Here is a 16,632-nt window from a genome sequence, read left to right as displayed (position 1 = left end):
GGAACGCCAGGCAAAGAGCTTCCGCAAGAAGTAAAATCCTTGCTTCCAGCAGACCAAACAGACTTGAAAGACGGTAGTCAAGCGACTCCGACACAACCAAGTCAAACAGAAGTGAAGACGGCAGAAGGTACATGGAGCTTCAAGTCTTATGACAAGGCATCAGAAACCATCAATGGAGCGGATGCTCACTTCGTCGGTACTTGGGAATTCACCCCAGCTCCAACTTACAAGGCAACACACGAGTTTGTTAGTGGAACGCCAGGTAAAGAGCTTCCAAAAGAAGTAAAAGACTTGCTTCCAGCAGACCAAACAGACTTGAAAGACGGTAGTCAAGCGACTCCGACACAACCAAGTCAAACAGAAGTGAAGACGGCAGAAGGTACATGGAGCTTCAAGTCTTATGACAAGGCATCAGAAACCATCAATGGATCGGATGCTCACTTCGTCGGTACTTGGGAATTCACCCCAGCCCCAACTTACAAGGCGACTCACGAGTTTGTCAGCGGAACTCCAGGAAAAGAGCTTCCACAAGAAGTGAAAACCTTGCTTCCAGCAGACCAAACAGACTTGAAAGACGGTAGTCAAGCGACTCCGACACAACCAAGCCAAACAGAAGTGAAGACGGCAGAAGGTACCTGGAGCTTCAAGTCCTACGACAAGACTTCAGAAACTATCAATGGAGCGGATGCCCACTTCGTCGGTACTTGGGAATTCACCCCAGCTCCAACAGTGACTCATAAAGCAGTTCACGAGTTTGTCAGCGGAACTCCAGGAAAAGAACTTCCGCAAGAAGTGAAAACCTTGCTTCCGTCAGACCAAACAGACTTGAAAGACGGTAGTCAAGCGACTCCAACTCAACCAAGTCAAACAGAAGTGAAGACGTCAGAAGGCACATGGAGCTTCAAGTCATATGATAAGACATCGGAAACAATTAATGGATCAGATGTTAAGTTTGTAGGCACATGGGAATTCACCCCAGCGCCAACAGTGACTCATAAAGCAGTTCACGAGTTTGTCAGCGGAACTCCAGGAAAAGAACTTCCAAAAGAAGTAAAAGACTTGCTTCCAGCAGACCAAACAGACTTGAAAGACGGTAGCCACGTAACGCCAACGCAACCAAGTCAAACGGAAGTGAAGACGTCAGAAGGCACTTGGAGCTTCAAGTCATATGATAAGACATCGGAAACAATTAATGGATCAGATGTTAAGTTTGTAGGAACCTGGAAATTTACAGCAAGCCCGGTTCCAACAGTGACTCATAAAGCAGTTCACGAGTTTGTCAGCGGAACGCCAGGCAAAGAACTTCCACAAGAAGTGAAAACCTTGCTTCCAGAAGACCAAACAGACTTGAAGGACGGCAGCCACGTAACGCCAACGCAACCAAGTCAAACGGAAGTGAAGACGTCAGAAGGTACCTGGAGCTTCAAGTCCTACGACAAGACATCGGAAACAATTAATGGATCAGATGTTAAGTTTGTAGGCACATGGGAATTCACCCCAGCGCCAACAGTGACTCATAAAGCAGTTCACGAGTTTGTCAGCGGAACCCCTGGTAAAGAACTTCCACAAGAAGTGAAATCCATGCTTCCGGCAGACCAAACAAACTTGAAAGATGGCAGTCAAGCGACTCCGACTCAACCAAGTCAAACAGAAGTGAAGACAACAGAAGGTACCTGGAGCTTTAAGTCCTACGATAAGACTTCTGAAACAATTAATGGATCAGATGTTAAGTTTGTAGGCACATGGGAATTCACCCCAGCGCCAACTTACAAGGCAACACATGAGTTTGTCAGTGGAACCCCTGGTAAAGAACTTCCGCAAGAAGTGAAAGCCTTGCTTCCGGCAGACCAAACAAACTTGAAAGATGGTAGTCAAGCGACTCCGACTCAACCAAGTCAAACAGAAGTGAAGACTGCAGAAGGCACCTGGAGTTTTAAGTCCTATGACAAAGCATCAGAAACCATCAATGGAGCGGATGCCCACTTCGTCGGTACTTGGGAATTTACCCCGGCACCAATTAACAATTCTGGAAATAATAGCCAACCAGAAGAAGGAAGTAGTCAAACTAAGACCTTGTTACCAAACACAGGCTCTGCAGTATCTGGTCTTCTTTCAATCATCGGTCTTGTCTTTGCAAGCCTAGCAGCTTTTGTCCTTCGCAAGAAAGACTAAGTTACTCTTAGTAAATGAGAGATTAACTGCTTAATTCCGTAGTATAAGAAGAGAGAACGAGAAATCGTCCTCTCTTTTTCTTGCGTTTTATATCGAGGTGTGATATAGTTTATATAACGAAGCGCGATGTATCGAACTAAATAGGAGGTGTGGTTAAATGGAATTAACAGATAAGATTAGGCGTGTTTACCTTCCCATGACTGAAACAGGATTTTATATCTTGTTCTGTCTACAAAAGGAACGTCATGGTTATAGTATTACACAAAAGGTCAAGGAGATGACAGATTCGCAAGTTTCGATTAGTCCTGGAACTATGTATGGGACCTTGTCAAAGATGGAAAAGGATGGCTTGATTTTCTTTGTCCGAGAAGAGGAAAAACGTAAAATTTATCAGATAACAGATTTGGGACGCAAAGTCTTAGATATTGAATTGAAACGTATTGAGCGGCTCTACAGAAACAGTCGGGAGGAAGGATGATGGGAAAGAAGGTTATTTATAGAATTGCTACCATTGCGGATTATGATAGAGAGGCTTTATATCTTAGAAAAATGCATGCTGAGGGGTGGAAGCTCAAGGAAGTAACCTACTCTATCTTGTTGTTTGCAGTTAAGTATACCTTTGAAAAGTGCCAACCGGAGCAGGTGTCTTATCAGTTAGACTTTTATCCAATGAAAAAATCAGAGAGAGCCTCCTATTTGCAACTGTTTAAAGACTGTGGATGGGAGCATATTACAGACTTTAATGGTTTTTCCTACTTTAGAAAAGCACATTTTGAAATTGAATCGGATGCCGAGTTTGAAATTTATAATGACGCGGCCGGGAAGTTAGCTGTGGTCAAACGGATTTTAACGAGGCGGATGCTTCCTATTTTGCTTCTCTTTTTAGCTTTACTACCGGTTTTCCCAAAGTTTGTCAGTGGAGCTAGTTCTTTCAGTTGGGAAGTATTTTTGATTTTCATAATAGATTGTGTTTTATTAATTATTTTTGCGATTCAGATTTCTTATATTTTTTGGAGATTGTTTCAAAAGTGGAAGGAATTATCTGATAAATGAAACAATGCCTGTTTTCTAATTTGGAGGTGAGACAATGAATAGTGAAGTACAATTTCGGATTTTTACAATAGTTGATTTGGACAAGGAAGAAGAATATTTACATGAGATGCACTTAAAAGGTTGGAGATATAGAACTAATCGTTTTGGTTTTTTCTATTTTGAACAATGCCAACCAGATGATGTCATCTATCATATCTATGATTCTAGATTTCTTAAAAAGTATAAGCATGAATTACAAGATTTTAGAAATAGCGGTTGGGAATTGATAGAAACAGGTTTTTGTTCAATTCTTCGTAAACCAGCTTCTGATATACTTTCAGAGGAGAAAGTCTATATGAGTAAGGGTCTTAGATGGGAAGTTATGCGGTCTAGACTTCGTTCCTGTATATCCGCTTTCTCTGGTGGTCTTGTTGTTTGCATGAGTTTGTATCGAGAAAACTTGTCTCAGTCTTTCTTTATTATTTTCTTTTTATACGCTTGCTTAATCTCTTATCTAATCTATGGTTTTTTCAGACTTAAAAGGAAATACCAAGTAGAAGAAAAATAAGTTTCTAGGTCTTCAGACTGATTTTTAGCACTCTTGATAAAAGAGTGCTAATTTTTTAAGTTTTTGTCTTGACATTCTCTTCTAAGGGTGTATAATAGAATCATGAGTTAGCACTTGGGTACATAGAGTGCTAATCGATTGGACAGAGAGGAGTGATGAGATGGTTACAGAGCGTCAGCAGGATATTTTAAATCTGATTATTGACATCTTTACCAAAACGCACGAACCTGTCGGATCCAAGGCGCTACAAGAGTCTATCAATTCTAGTAGTGCTACCATTCGTAATGACATGGCAGCTCTAGAGAAGCAGGGTTTGCTTGAGAAGGCTCATACCTCAAGCGGTCGGATGCCAAGTGTCGCGGGATTTCAGTACTATGTGAAACACTCGCTTGCTTTTGACAGACTGGCTGAAAATGAGGTATACGAGATTGTCAAAGCCTTTGATCAGGAGTTCTTCAAACTGGAGGATATTCTGCAAGAGGCTGCTAATCTACTGACAGACCTGAGTGGCTGTACGGTAGTAGCACTGGATGTTGAGCCGAGCAGACAACGGTTGACAGCCTTTGATATCGTTGTTTTGGGACAACATACAGCCTTGGCAGTATTTACCCTAGACGAGTCCCGAACGGTTACCAGTCAATTTCTGATTCCAAGGAACTTCTTGCAGGAAGATTTAAATCGCCTCAAGACCTTGATTCAGGAACGTTTCCTCACTCATACCGTTCTGGATATTCACTACAAGATTCGGACGGAGATTCCGCAGATTATCCAGCGTTACTTCACAACAACGGACAATGTCATGGATCTCTTTGAACATATCTTTAAAGAAATGTTCAACGAAAACATTGTAGTATCTGGCAAGGTCAATCTCTTAAATTTTGCCAATCTAGCAGCCTATCAGTTCTTTGACCAACCACAGAAGGTGGCCTTGGAAATTCGTGAAGGTCTGCATGAAGATCAGATGCAAAACGTCCGTATTGCGGACAGTCAAGAGTCTTGTCTGGCAGACCTAGCAGTGATTAGCAGTAAATTCCTCATTCCTTATCGGGGTTTTGGAATTCTAGCGATTATCGGTCCGGTCAATCTGGATTACCAGCAATTGGTCAACCAAGTCAATGTGGTCAATCGTGTTTTGACCATGAAGTTGACAGATTTTTATCGCTATCTCAGTAGCAATCATTATGAAGTACATTAAGATTGAAATCATTAAAGGAGGCGAAAATGGCCCAAGATAAAAAAAACGAAGAAATGAAAGAAGAGGAAGTTGTGGAAACAACTGAAGAAACAACTCCTGAGAAGTCTGAGTTGGACTTGGCAAATGAACGTGCAGATGAGTTCGAAAACAAATACCTTCGCGCTCATGCAGAAATGCAAAATATTCAACGCCGTGCCAATGAAGAACGTCAAAACTTGCAACGTTATCGTAGCCAGGACTTGGCGAAAGCAATCTTACCATCACTTGACAACCTTGAGCGTGCACTCGCAGTTGAAGGTTTGACAGACGATGTCAAAAAAGGACTAGAGATGGTGCAAGAAAGCTTGATTCACGCTTTGAAAGAAGAAGGAATCGAAGAAATCGCAGCTGACGGTGAATTTGACCATAACTATCACATGGCCATCCAAACTCTCCCAGCAGACGATGAACACCCAGCAGACACTATAGCACAAGTCTTCCAAAAAGGCTACAAACTCCATGACCGCATCCTACGCCCAGCCATGGTAGTAGTGTATAACTAGGCTAGAGAACTTAAAAACTTGTCCGAAACGACAATAAACTATGAAGAAAGATAAAAAGCAAGCCGGAGGCTTGCAAGGAAGATATTGCCCGCCGTGGTGAAAGTTTCAGTAGCGTGTGCTACTGAAACAGGGGATTTTTGAGACAATTGGCTCAAAAATAAGTGATGAAATCCCGAAGGGAGTTGCTCACGTCCCCACCACTTAAGGGAAATATCAAAAAAAGAAGAAAAAACAACAAGGAGAAAAACACATGTCTAAAATTATCGGTATTGACTTAGGTACAACAAACTCAGCAGTTGCAGTTCTTGAAGGAACTGAAAGCAAAATCATCGCAAACCCAGAAGGAAACCGCACAACTCCATCTGTAGTATCATTCAAAAACGGAGAAATCATCGTTGGTGATGCTGCAAAACGTCAAGCAGTTACAAACCCAGATACAGTTATCTCTATCAAATCTAAGATGGGAACTTCTGAAAAAGTTTCTGCAAATGGAAAAGAATACACTCCACAAGAAATCTCAGCTATGATCCTTCAATACTTGAAAGGTTATGCTGAAGAGTACCTTGGTGAAAAAGTAACCAAAGCAGTTATCACAGTCCCAGCTTACTTCAACGACGCTCAACGTCAAGCAACTAAAGACGCTGGTAAAATCGCTGGTCTTGAAGTAGAACGTATCGTCAACGAACCAACTGCAGCAGCTCTTGCATACGGTTTGGACAAGACTGACAAAGAAGAAAAAATCTTGGTATTCGACCTTGGTGGTGGTACCTTCGACGTCTCTATCCTTGAACTCGGTGACGGTGTCTTCGATGTATTGTCAACTGCAGGGGACAACAAACTCGGTGGTGACGACTTTGACCAAAAGATTATCGACCACTTGGTAGCAGAATTCAAGAAAGAAAATGGTATCGACTTGTCAAACGATAAGATGGCAATGCAACGTTTGAAAGATGCAGCTGAAAAAGCTAAGAAAGACCTTTCTGGTGTAACTTCAACTCAAATCAGCTTGCCATTTATCACTGCTGGTGAGGCTGGACCTCTTCACTTGGAAATGACTTTGACTCGTGCGAAATTTGACGATTTGACTCGTGACCTTGTAGAACGTACAAAAGTTCCAGTTCGTCAAGCCCTTTCAGATGCAGGTTTGAGCTTGTCAGAAATCGACGAAGTTATCCTTGTTGGTGGTTCAACTCGTATCCCAGCCGTTGTAGAAGCTGTGAAAGCTGAAACTGGTAAAGAACCAAACAAATCAGTAAACCCTGATGAAGTAGTTGCCATGGGTGCTGCTATCCAAGGTGGTGTGATTACTGGTGATGTGAAAGACGTTGTCCTTCTTGACGTAACACCATTGTCACTTGGTATCGAAACAATGGGTGGAGTATTTACAAAACTTATCGATCGCAACACTACGATTCCAACATCTAAATCACAAGTCTTCTCAACTGCAGCAGACAACCAACCAGCCGTTGATATCCACGTTCTTCAAGGGGAACGCCCAATGGCAGCAGATAACAAGACTCTTGGACGTTTCCAATTGACAGATATCCCTGCTGCACCTCGTGGTATCCCACAAATCGAAGTAACATTTGACATCGATAAGAACGGTATCGTATCTGTTAAGGCCAAAGATCTTGGAACTCAAAAAGAACAAACAATTGTAATCCAATCAAACTCAGGTTTGACAGACGAAGAAATCGACCGCATGATGAAAGATGCAGAAGCAAATGCTGAAGCAGATAAGAAACGTAAAGAAGAAGTCGATCTTCGTAACGAAGTAGACCAAGCAATCTTTGCAACTGAAAAGACAATCAAAGAAACTGAAGGCAAAGGCTTCGATGCAGAACGTGATGCTGCCCAAGCTGCCCTTGATGAGCTTAAGAAAGCCCAAGAAGACAACAACTTGGACGAAATGAAAGCAAAACTTGAAGCTTTGAACGAAAAAGCTCAAGGCCTTGCTGTTAAACTCTACGAACAAGCCGCCGCAGCCCAACAAGCTCAAGCAGGAGCAGAAGGCGCACAAGCAACAGGAAACGCAGGCGATGACGTCGTAGACGGAGAGTTTACTGAAAAGTAAGATGCAAAGCTCATTAAAACCTCACAGTGAAAATAGGAAATCTGACGCAGAAACTTTAGTTTCTAGGAAGATTTGCACCTAAAGGTAGCCATATCTGTAGTTCGCTAAAGCGAAAACAGCTACGTCTCTTTTTCACCAAGAGGTTAGGGCGTGCTCAATTCGGTAAGATGTTGAGGCGTTAAGAAAACGAAAGAAAAATAGGAAGCCATCGCCTTGTGCGATGCACAAAAGATGGCTTATCTTTTTTCCGAAGTTTTTAGCCGAAACTCAGTTAAGCCTAACTCGTTAAGAATGACGAATTACTAAGGTTCATTGTCTAAATGTAATAATGATAGGAAGAAATCCAGAGGTTGCAGCCCAGCCTCTGTTTTTCGGTAAAAAGGGACTGAATCTCATTTATTTGGCTTTTGTCCCATCAATATAAAAGAAAGGAACTGAACCCGACCTAAATCGTGGTTTGATTCACAATATCAATAGAAAGGAACAAAGGTGTTCGCAACTGAACACGGGCTACGGACTGTGCCAAAAAGATAGTTTTTTCTAGGACGCACGCGTCCGTCGTTAAAACTCCTATTTTGGCTGTGTCCGTTTGACGCCCTTTGTATCTTGAATTATGAACAATACTGAATTTTATGATCGTCTGGGGGTGTCAAAAAACGCTTCGGCAGACGAGATCAAAAAGGCTTATCGTAAGCTTTCGAAAAAATATCACCCAGATATCAACAAGGAACCTGGAGCTGAGGAAAAGTACAAGGAAGTTCAAGAAGCTTATGAGACTTTAAGTGATGAACAGAAACGTGCTGCTTACGACCAATATGGTGCAGCGGGAGCCAACGGTGGCTTTGGTGGTGCAGGCGGTTTTGGTGGTTTCGACGGAGCAGGTGGTTTCGGTGGATTTGAAGATATCTTCTCAAGTTTTTTCGGCGGAGGTGGCGCTTCACGCAATCCTAACGCTCCTCGCCAAGGTGATGATCTCCAGTACCGAGTGAATTTGACCTTCGAAGAAGCCATCTTTGGTACTGAAAAAGAAGTCAAATACAATCGTGAATCAAGCTGTCGTACTTGTAACGGATCTGGAGCTAAGCCAGGAACAAGTCCAGTCACCTGTGGACGCTGTCATGGTGCTGGTGTTATTAACGTCGATACGCAGACTCCTCTTGGTATGATGCGTCGCCAAGTAACCTGTGATGTCTGTCATGGTCGCGGAAAAGAAATCAAGGATCCATGTACAACTTGTCATGGAACAGGTCATGAAAAACAAGCCCACAGTGTCCATGTGAAAATTCCAGCAGGTGTCGAAACTGGTCAACAAATTCGTCTAGCTGGTCAAGGTGAAGCTGGATTTAACGGTGGTCCTTATGGAGACTTGTATGTAGTAGTTTCTGTAGAAGCAAGCGATAAATTTGAGCGTGAAGGAACAACTATTTTCTACAAGTTAAATCTCAATATTGTCCAAGCAACTCTTGGAGATACTGTGGAAATTCCAACAGTGCATGGAGATGTTGAATTGGTCATCCCAGAAGGAACTCAGACTGGCAAGAAATTCCGCCTACGGGGCAAGGGAGCACCGAGCCTTCGTGGCGGTGCTGTTGGTGACCAATACGTAACCGTTAATGTCGTGACTCCAACAGGTTTGAACGACCGTCAAAAAGCAGCCTTGAAAGAATTCGCAGCTGCAGGTGACTTGAAAGTCAATCCAAAGAAAAAAGGCTTCTTTGACCATATTAAAGATGCCTTTGAAGGAGAATAAAGCAAAAAGAGCCGATTGGCTCTTTTTACTTATCCTCAAATTCCTGTGTTTCTTTTATCACAGCCATTCTGGTTTGAAAATCTTTTTCTAAAACTTTGAATTTATAGGTCAAATCTTTTTGGTATTCCTTGATAAGGGCTTTTTGTTGGTCGATGATTTGTAGGCTGTTTTGGATGATATCTAAATCATCCTTGATAGCTTCGACACGGTCAGTTGTATCTAGCACTTCATCCTGAATGGCTTGGCGATTTTTTACGACAAAATAACTTCCAGCTGCAGCTCCTGCAAATAGCAATAGATTGGATAGTTTCATGGCATCTCCTTAAGCGTTTTTAATGGTTTCAGCGACTTGGGCAAGTTTGTCAAAGTCAGGTTCGTGGGCGATAAAGTCAATCTTGAGGTCATCTTCTGCACCGTAGCGAGGTACGAGATGAACGTGAGTATGAAAGACTGTTTGACCAGCAACTTCCTCACAGTTGGCGATGATATTCATGCCGACAGCCTTGGTAGCCTTCATAACTTTTTGAGCCACTGTTGGCACTTGGGCAAAGAGTTGGCTGGCACTTGTGGCATCCATCTCCAAAAGATTGCGATAATGTTCTTTTGGTACGACTAGGGTGTGTCCAGGCGTTACTTGAGAGATATCAAGAAAGGCAAGAACCTGCTCATCCTCGTATACTTTTGAAGCAGGAATCTCCCCTGCGATGATCTTACAAAAAATGCAATCTGACATAAAATCTACCTCTACTGTATTGAATTTTGATATAATATAGCTACATTATACCAGATTCGGAGAAAATATGTTAGAAATTAAAAACCTGACAGGAGGCTATATTCACGTTCCTGTCTTGAAAGATGTGTCCTTTACAGTTGAAAGTGGGCAGTTGGTCGGTTTGATTGGTCTCAATGGTGCTGGGAAATCAACGACAATCAATGAGATTATTGGTCTCTTGACACCTTACAGTGGGGAAATCAAGATTAATGGTTTGACCCTGCGAGAAGATGCGACTAGCTACCGCAAGCAGATTGGATATATCCCAGAGACCCCTAGCTTGTACGAGGAATTGACGCTCAGAGAGCATATTGAGACGGTTGCCATGGCTTATGGTATCAATCAGAAAGTGGCTTTTGAGCGAGTAGAACCGCTTTTAAAAATGTTCCGTTTGGATCAGAAGTTAGATTGGTTCCCTGTTCATTTTTCAAAAGGGATGAAGCAGAAGGTCATGATTATCTGTGCCTTTGTCGTAGATCCGAGTCTTTTCATCGTTGATGAGCCTTTCCTTGGGCTCGATCCCTTGGCGATTTCAGACTTGATTCAGCTTTTGGATGTGGAAAAGCAAAAAGGCAAGTCCATCCTCATGAGTACCCACGTGCTGGACTCGGCGGAGAAGATGTGTGACGCCTTTGTTATTCTCCACAAGGGAGAGGTGCGGGCTCAGGGGAACCTCCAGCAACTCCGCGAGGCTTTTGATATGCCCGAGGCTAGCTTGAATGATATTTACTTGGCTCTGACCAAAGAGGGGGACCTATGAAAGACTTGTTTTTAAGGAGAAAGCAGGCTTTTCGTAAGGAGTGTGTCGGTTATCTGCGTTATGTTCTCAATGACCACTTTGTCTTATTCCTGCTGGTTCTCATCGGTTTTTTAGCCTACCAGTACAGTCAACTCTTGCAAGATTTTCCTGAAAATCATTGGCCCATCCTCTTGTTTTTGGGAATTGTATCTGCCTTGCTTTTGGCTTGGGGAGGAATCGCGACCTACATGGAAGGACCTGACAAACTCTTTCTCTTGGTCAGTGAAGAGGAGCTCAAGTCATACCTCAAAGGGCAGACGGTGCGTTCATTGGTTTTCTGGACAATTGTGCAAACCCTCTTTTTACTCTTGTTTGCGCCATTGTTTTTAGCCATGGGCTATGGCTTGCCAGTCTTTCTCGTCTATGTGCTTTTTTTAGGAGTTGGGAAATACCTAGTCTTTCGCCACAAAGCAAGCAAATTTTTCACTGAAACTGGACTGGACTGGGACTATGTGATTGCCCAAGAAAGCAAGCGCAAGCAAATCTTGCTTCGTTTCTTTGCTCTCTTTACTCAGGTCAAGGGCGTTTCAAATAGTGTCAAACGTCGCGCTTATCTGGATTTTATCCTAAAAGCGGTTCAAAAGGTGCCTGGGAAGATTTGGCAAAATCTCTATCTACGTTCTTACTTGCGAAATGGAGAACTCTTTGCCCTCAGTCTCCGCCTCCTCTTCCTATCCTTGTTAGCTGTGATCTTTATTGAGCAAGCTTGGATCGCGACAGCGGTAGTAGTTTTATTTAACTATCTCCTGCTCTTTCAGTTACTGGCCCTCTATCATGCCTTTGACTACCAGTACTTGACTCAGCTCTTTCCACTAGAAAAAGGGGAGAAAGAGAAGGGACTACAGGAAGTTATCCGAGGATTGACAGGTTTTGTTTTATTAGTTCAACTGATAGTTGGTTTGATTACCCTCCAAGAAAAACTAGCCCTTCTAGCCCTGCTTGGAGCTGGACTGGTTTTACAAGTCTTGTATTTGCCTTATCAGGTAAAACGTCAGATGCAGGATTAATCTTACTTATAGGACACTAAAAAAGAAGTTGAGTTCTGTCTCAGCTTCTTTTATTTTCTACAAGATAATAGTTGGTCCGTAGAGACTTAGCTTGGTTTTGACTTGGTCAAAGTGGAAACGGTCATAGGTCCGCCAAGCGGCGCGAGTAGGAGCATCTGGATTGAGAGCGCTAAGACCCAGGAGAAGACTGGAAGTCTGGTAAAATTTTTCCAGTTCAATCAAGAATCGATTATCCACTGTCTCAGTTTTAGAGAGAAAGTCAAGGATATTGTTCAGTTGCTCCTGAAAGCGAACGTCATCAGCTGTTGCCTGTTTGCATGCTTGATAGGCTTTGTTTAACTCAGTAATCAAAGTCTGAGCTGTTTTGATAGGGTCTGTATCCGTCATGAGAATTCCTCCTTTGTGATGGTTCTAAAGTTGTTTCAAGTGATTGTCTTTCTATAATCATAGCTTATCACTTTTAACTCTTTTTCTACTTTCAAATCTTTAATTGTCATTGAAATTTCCTGAATGGTAACTGCAGGATTTTATGATAAAATAATTGTAAGGTTATCATAGCTATTTTGCGAATGATTCGACACTTTAGGAATTTTTGAGAACCGTTTAGGATTTGGTGAAAAATAGTTTCTAGACTTATGCTATCCTCTTTTTAGGAGGTTTTATCCATGAACTACATTATCATCCAAAAAGAGAAAGAAATTTTCAAATTAAACATAAAGGATATCTACTATATCCAAACGCATCCAAGTAAAGCCCATACCGTGCAGATTGTTACAGAAAACGCTAGCTTTGATCTATTTCAAAATTTAAGCAATCTTGAGAAACAATATGGGGAAACCTTGACGAGATGTCATCGAAATTGTCTGGTCAACCTTGAACGAGTAAAATCCATGGATATCCAATCAAAGACCCTCTTTCTTGGAGAAGAAGGTCGATATGCTGTTCAGTATGCCAGACATCGCTATAGAGACATTCGCCAAAAATGGTTGAAACAAGGAGAGTAAGAAGATGAGAATATTTGTTTTAGAAGATGACTTTTCCCAACAAGCTAGAATTGAAACGACGATTGAGAAACTTTTGAAAAAACAGAGTATCATTCCTAGTTCTTTTGAAGTCTTTGGGAAACCAGACCAACTGCTGGCAGAGGTGCATGAGAAGGGGGCGCATCAGCTATTCTTTTTGGACATTGAGATTCGAAACGAAGAGATGAAGGGGCTAGAGGTGGCTAGAAAGATTCGGGATCGAGATCCTTATGCCCTGATTGTCTTTGTGACAACTCACTCAGAGTTTATGCCCCTGTCCTTTCGCTACCAAGTGTCAGCTTTGGACTACATTGATAAGGCTTTGTCGGCAGAGGAGTTTGAATCTCGTATCGAGACAGCTCTTCTCTATGCCGATAGTCAAGACAGCAAAAGCCTGGCGGAAGATTGTTTTTACTTTAAATCAAAATTTGCTCAATTCCAGTATCCTTTTAAAGAGATTTACTATCTCGAAACGTCTCCTAGAGCCCATCGTGTCATTCTCTATACCAAGACGGACAGGCTGGAGTTTACAGCGAGTTTAGAGGAGGTTCTCAAACAGGAACCCCGTCTCTTGCAGTGCCACCGCTCTTTTCTCATCAATCCTGCCAATGTGGTTCATTTGGATAAGAAAGAAAAACTCCTTTTCTTTCCCAATGGTGGAAGCTGTCTAATCGCGCGTTATAAGATCAGGGAAGTGTCTGAGGCTATCAATAACTTACACTGAGTGAGGTGATGGAATGGAATTAGTTTGGAAGATAGTATATGCGTTTTTGATATCTGGATTGGAATTGTTTATATTTTTTAAGGTGGATGGAATTGTTCTAACTCTGGAGAGAGTTTTTAAGGCCTTTCTTTTTAAGATACTTTTGGCAGTTGTTTTTGTAATGATTAGCTATATAGTAGGAAATGCTTACCTATCTTATTTTGTGGAACCCTTGTACGGCATAGGTTTATCTTTCTTATTGTTAAGAGGGCTTCCAAAAAAACTCCTTATCTTTTATGGTCTCTTTCCAATGATATTGGTGAATCTCTTTTATAGAGGAGTCTCCTATTTTGTGCTTCCATTTTTGGGACAAGGGCAAGTATATGATGGCTACTCATTTACTGGGTTATGTATAATAATTTTCAATTTCTTCATTTCTCTAGCTTTTTTGAAATGGTTGGGCTATGATTTCACTAAGTTGAGAAAGGAGATTCTCGATAAAGATTTTCAAAAGTCCCTTACTAAGATTAACTGGGTAATGGGAGCTTACTATCTAGTGATACAAAATCTGTCTTACTTTGAATATGAACAAGGTATCCAATCAACGACTGTTCGTCATCTGATCCTAGTGTTTTACTTGCTCTTTTTTATGGGGGTTATCAAGAAATTAGATACCTATTTGAAGGACAAACTTCATGAGAGACTGAACCAAGAGCAGGACTTGCGATACAGAGATATGGAACGTTATAGTCGGCATATAGAGGAACTTTACAAGGAAGTTCGGAGCTTTCGTCATGATTATACCAACCTCTTGACCAGTTTACGTCTGGGGATTGAAGAGGAGGATATGGAGCAGATAAAAGAGGTCTACGACTCGGTCTTAAAGGATTCTAGTCAGAAATTGCAGGACAATAAATATGACCTGGGCCGATTGGTGAATATTCGAGACCGTGCCCTCAAAAGTCTCTTAGCAGGAAAATTTATAAAAGCCAGAGAAAGGGATATTGTCTTTAATGTCGAAGTTCCTGAGGAGATTCAAGTCGAGGGGATGAGCCTGCTTGATTTTCTAACCATTGTGTCTATCCTTTGTGACAATGCTATTGAAGCTAGTGCAGAGGCCAGTCAACCTCATGTTTCAATCGCCTTTTTTAAAAATGGGGCACAGGAGACCTTTATCATTGAAAACTCTATCAAAGAAGAGGGCATAGATATTTCTGAAATCTACTCTTTTGGAGTTAGTTCTAAAGGGGAGGACCGAGGTGTTGGTCTCTATACCGTCATGAAGATTGTAGAAAGTTATCCCAATACCAGTCTCAATACCACCTGTCACCACCAAGTCTTTCGTCAGGTGCTTACTATGATACTTATAGAATGATGAAAAAATAAGACCGAGAGTGCTTGTTACTCGGTCTTATTTTTTATAGCTGTATTGGATGATGAAGTCCTTTCGTATTGTTATACTTAATTATATTAAGGGTGTATAAGATATCTTCCCACCATCCTCCACCTGTAATCTGGTTGAGTTCAGTAGTTGTTAGTTCTTGAAATGAAGTTAGGTTTTGATTCTTATCCATGTTATGATTCTCCTTTTTGATAAGATAATAAATAGTTATAGAGTGTTATCTGAAAATTAATCAGAATGGGTTAGAATTTTATCTTTGAAATAATCAAAATATGTTTTCTTTGCAGTTACACTAGTGACGCGACCTTGTAAGCCGTATTGGATGAGTTTACTATCCTCATTAGATAGTTTTACAAGAGCGGTTAATTTAAAGAGATTTCCTTGCTCTGTTCTGGTAGGGGTTTGATCAATGCTCTGAAGTTGGCCGATGATGGTAATGCCGTGATTTCCAATCTTCTCAAGCTTTAATCTTACAGTTTGTCCTTTATCTAGTAAGGGGAGATAGTCAGATGATACGTAGTAAGTGATTAGTACTTCTCTTGTATCTGTGATGACAGGAAATATTTGAGCAATTTCTGTACCAGTTGGAATTCTATTTTTACCTTCGAATTCGCTGTTCAGATGAACGATACCTTTACTTGGAGCGGTTAAGGTATTGTTTTCCAAGCGCTGTGTCGCTTGATCTAGTTGTACTTTTAATTCTGTTAATTGATTCTCCACGGTTAGTTGTTGCTGAGAAGCTGTCTGTAAAAACTGAGTGCGGAGTACTTCAATTTTAGTTGCTAAACTATTATCATAAGTTGCTACACTTCCGATACCAGCTTGCTGAATTTTGAGGCTTGCGATAGATGATTCAAGATTTGCAATACTTTGATTGATTTGAGATAAAAATGGCTCATCTGCAGTTTCTTGTGTTTGTTCTTGAGAGGCTACAAGATAACGATTCAAAATTGACTGGTGTGGATTGCCAGTCGGTAAGCGCGCTCTTTTGTTTATGATAGCATCTCTCAGCTCTTGATATTCTCCAATTTGTTGTTGCATTTTTGTAATTTCTTGTTCGATAGCTGATGAACTGCTATTGGCAAGGTTGGCTTGATTTGCAACCTCAGTGTTAGTCTTTGAGATACCTAGTTCAATATCATGAGCTTGTTTAGTAAAATTCATAAAGGTATTATAGTAGCCAAACTCATCCTCACCAGAAAAAAGATCGGTATTTTTTTCTAAGCTTTGTTTCAAAATTCCAAGTCCTTCTTTTTGCTTCTCAAGTCTTTGTAATTGAGTTTCTAAGGCAGTTTTCTGACTTTCTTCCATTGTTTCAGAGTATTTGATGAGTAAGTCACCTTTTTCAACTACTTGATTTGCCACTAAATGATTAGCTAAGATAGTATTATCACTGGTTGACTGAATGGATGCAATGACACTTGTAGGAGTGACTTCTCCTTGCGATGTAACAGTAATCTCTTTTGTAGCAACAAGGGAGAAAATCACGATGAAAGTAAACAGTAATGAAAGTGGTATGATCAATACTGTCGCATAATTATGGTAACGTCTCTGATAAAACTCGACGCTTCTAAAAAGATTAGGATTCATAACA

At 41.3% G+C, this 16,632-nt stretch carries 18 protein-coding genes; 13 read left to right on the top strand and 5 right to left on the bottom strand.

The window, feature by feature from the left end:
* From HMPREF8571_RS11370 to dnaJ, 8 genes are all read left to right on the top strand, one after another.
* Positions 1-2,172, top strand: a 2,172-nt coding sequence (locus tag HMPREF8571_RS11370; protein WP_000485196.1) for an SHIRT domain-containing protein, incomplete at its 5' end; no start/stop codon positions are given.
* Positions 2,173-2,329: 157 nt separating this feature from the next.
* On the top strand, positions 2,330-2,650 hold the full coding sequence (locus tag HMPREF8571_RS10065; protein WP_000423987.1) for a PadR family transcriptional regulator: 321 nt from the start codon (positions 2,330-2,332) through the stop codon (positions 2,648-2,650).
* The gene (locus tag HMPREF8571_RS11540; RefSeq protein WP_000516929.1) at positions 2,650-3,225 is read left to right on the top strand and encodes a DUF2812 domain-containing protein; all 576 of its coding nucleotides are present in this window, start codon (positions 2,650-2,652) and stop codon (positions 3,223-3,225) included. The genes HMPREF8571_RS10065 and HMPREF8571_RS11540 overlap by 1 nt, the downstream gene beginning before the upstream one ends.
* A 34-nt stretch (positions 3,226-3,259) precedes the next feature.
* Positions 3,260-3,772, top strand: coding sequence for a DUF2812 domain-containing protein (locus HMPREF8571_RS10055; protein WP_001083803.1), 513 nt, complete (start codon positions 3,260-3,262; stop codon positions 3,770-3,772).
* Positions 3,773-3,932: 160 nt separating this feature from the next.
* On the top strand, positions 3,933-4,967 hold the full coding sequence (gene hrcA / locus HMPREF8571_RS10050; RefSeq protein WP_000255747.1) for a heat-inducible transcriptional repressor HrcA: 1,035 nt from the start codon (positions 3,933-3,935) through the stop codon (positions 4,965-4,967).
* Positions 4,968-4,993: 26 nt separating this feature from the next.
* Positions 4,994-5,509: a nucleotide exchange factor GrpE gene (grpE, locus tag HMPREF8571_RS10045; RefSeq protein WP_000046057.1), complete on the top strand. Its 516-nt coding sequence runs from the start codon at positions 4,994-4,996 to the stop codon at positions 5,507-5,509.
* A gap of 250 nt (positions 5,510-5,759) precedes the next feature.
* A complete protein-coding gene (dnaK, locus tag HMPREF8571_RS10040; RefSeq protein WP_000034681.1) occupies positions 5,760-7,583 on the top strand; it encodes a molecular chaperone DnaK in 1,824 nt (607 codons plus the stop codon).
* A 613-nt stretch (positions 7,584-8,196) separates the two neighbouring features.
* Positions 8,197-9,333: a molecular chaperone DnaJ gene (gene dnaJ, locus HMPREF8571_RS10035; RefSeq protein WP_001066322.1), complete on the top strand. Its 1,137-nt coding sequence runs from the start codon at positions 8,197-8,199 to the stop codon at positions 9,331-9,333.
* Positions 9,334-9,358: 25 nt separating this feature from the next.
* On the opposite strand, the gene HMPREF8571_RS10030 is transcribed toward dnaJ, so the two are convergent.
* Both HMPREF8571_RS10030 and HMPREF8571_RS10025 read right to left on the bottom strand, forming a co-directional pair.
* The gene (locus HMPREF8571_RS10030) at positions 9,359-9,646 is read right to left on the bottom strand and encodes a hypothetical protein (protein WP_000777739.1); all 288 of its coding nucleotides are present in this window, start codon (positions 9,644-9,646) and stop codon (positions 9,359-9,361) included.
* Between the two features lie 9 nt (positions 9,647-9,655).
* The gene (locus HMPREF8571_RS10025; RefSeq protein ID WP_001278325.1) at positions 9,656-10,066 is read right to left on the bottom strand and encodes an HIT family protein; all 411 of its coding nucleotides are present in this window, start codon (positions 10,064-10,066) and stop codon (positions 9,656-9,658) included.
* 67 nt (positions 10,067-10,133) lie between these two features.
* Between HMPREF8571_RS10025 and HMPREF8571_RS10020 the strand changes: the two genes are divergently transcribed.
* Together HMPREF8571_RS10020 and HMPREF8571_RS10015 are read left to right on the top strand one after the other, a co-directional pair.
* Positions 10,134-10,865: an ABC transporter ATP-binding protein gene (locus HMPREF8571_RS10020; RefSeq protein ID WP_000889916.1), complete on the top strand. Its 732-nt coding sequence runs from the start codon at positions 10,134-10,136 to the stop codon at positions 10,863-10,865.
* Positions 10,862-11,911, top strand: coding sequence for an ABC transporter permease (locus HMPREF8571_RS10015; RefSeq protein WP_000653802.1), 1,050 nt, complete (start codon positions 10,862-10,864; stop codon positions 11,909-11,911). The genes HMPREF8571_RS10020 and HMPREF8571_RS10015 overlap by 4 nt, the downstream gene beginning before the upstream one ends.
* 57 nt (positions 11,912-11,968) lie before the next feature.
* Here HMPREF8571_RS10015 and HMPREF8571_RS10010 read toward each other — a convergent pair whose 3' ends face one another.
* Positions 11,969-12,298: a hypothetical protein gene (locus tag HMPREF8571_RS10010; protein ID WP_000132589.1), complete on the bottom strand. Its 330-nt coding sequence runs from the start codon at positions 12,296-12,298 to the stop codon at positions 11,969-11,971.
* 278 nt (positions 12,299-12,576) lie between these two features.
* Here HMPREF8571_RS10010 and HMPREF8571_RS10005 point away from each other — a divergent pair, with 278 nt between their 5' ends.
* The 3 genes from HMPREF8571_RS10005 to HMPREF8571_RS09995 are packed head-to-tail and all read left to right on the top strand — an operon-like array spanning position 12,577 to position 15,011.
* Complete coding sequence (locus HMPREF8571_RS10005; protein ID WP_001106572.1) at positions 12,577-12,915, top strand: LytTR family DNA-binding domain-containing protein; 339 nt, start codon at positions 12,577-12,579, stop codon at positions 12,913-12,915.
* Between the two features lie 4 nt (positions 12,916-12,919).
* The gene (locus HMPREF8571_RS10000) at positions 12,920-13,657 is read left to right on the top strand and encodes a response regulator transcription factor (RefSeq protein ID WP_001219117.1); all 738 of its coding nucleotides are present in this window, start codon (positions 12,920-12,922) and stop codon (positions 13,655-13,657) included.
* Positions 13,658-13,670: 13 nt separating this feature from the next.
* Positions 13,671-15,011 carry a sensor histidine kinase gene (locus HMPREF8571_RS09995; RefSeq protein ID WP_000424626.1) on the top strand — a complete coding sequence of 447 codons (1,341 nt, stop codon included), beginning with the start codon at positions 13,671-13,673 and terminating at the stop codon, positions 15,009-15,011.
* 43 nt (positions 15,012-15,054) lie between these two features.
* Here the strand turns inward: HMPREF8571_RS09995 and blpC are convergent, their stop codons facing one another.
* Both blpC and HMPREF8571_RS09985 read right to left on the bottom strand, forming a co-directional pair.
* Entirely contained in the window at positions 15,055-15,210 is a 156-nt protein-coding gene (gene blpC, locus HMPREF8571_RS09990; RefSeq protein ID WP_000360256.1) for a quorum-sensing system pheromone BlpC, read from the bottom strand.
* Positions 15,211-15,266: 56 nt separating this feature from the next.
* On the bottom strand, positions 15,267-16,628 hold the full coding sequence (locus tag HMPREF8571_RS09985; RefSeq protein ID WP_001069106.1) for a bacteriocin secretion accessory protein: 1,362 nt from the start codon (positions 16,626-16,628) through the stop codon (positions 15,267-15,269).
* Between the last annotated feature and the right edge of the window lie 4 nt (positions 16,629-16,632).

Origin of the sequence: Streptococcus mitis ATCC 6249 (genome assembly GCF_000146585.1) — a bacterium.
Classification (GTDB): domain Bacteria; phylum Bacillota; class Bacilli; order Lactobacillales; family Streptococcaceae; genus Streptococcus; species Streptococcus mitis_AZ.
This window is presented reverse-complemented; position numbering and strand designations above follow the sequence as displayed.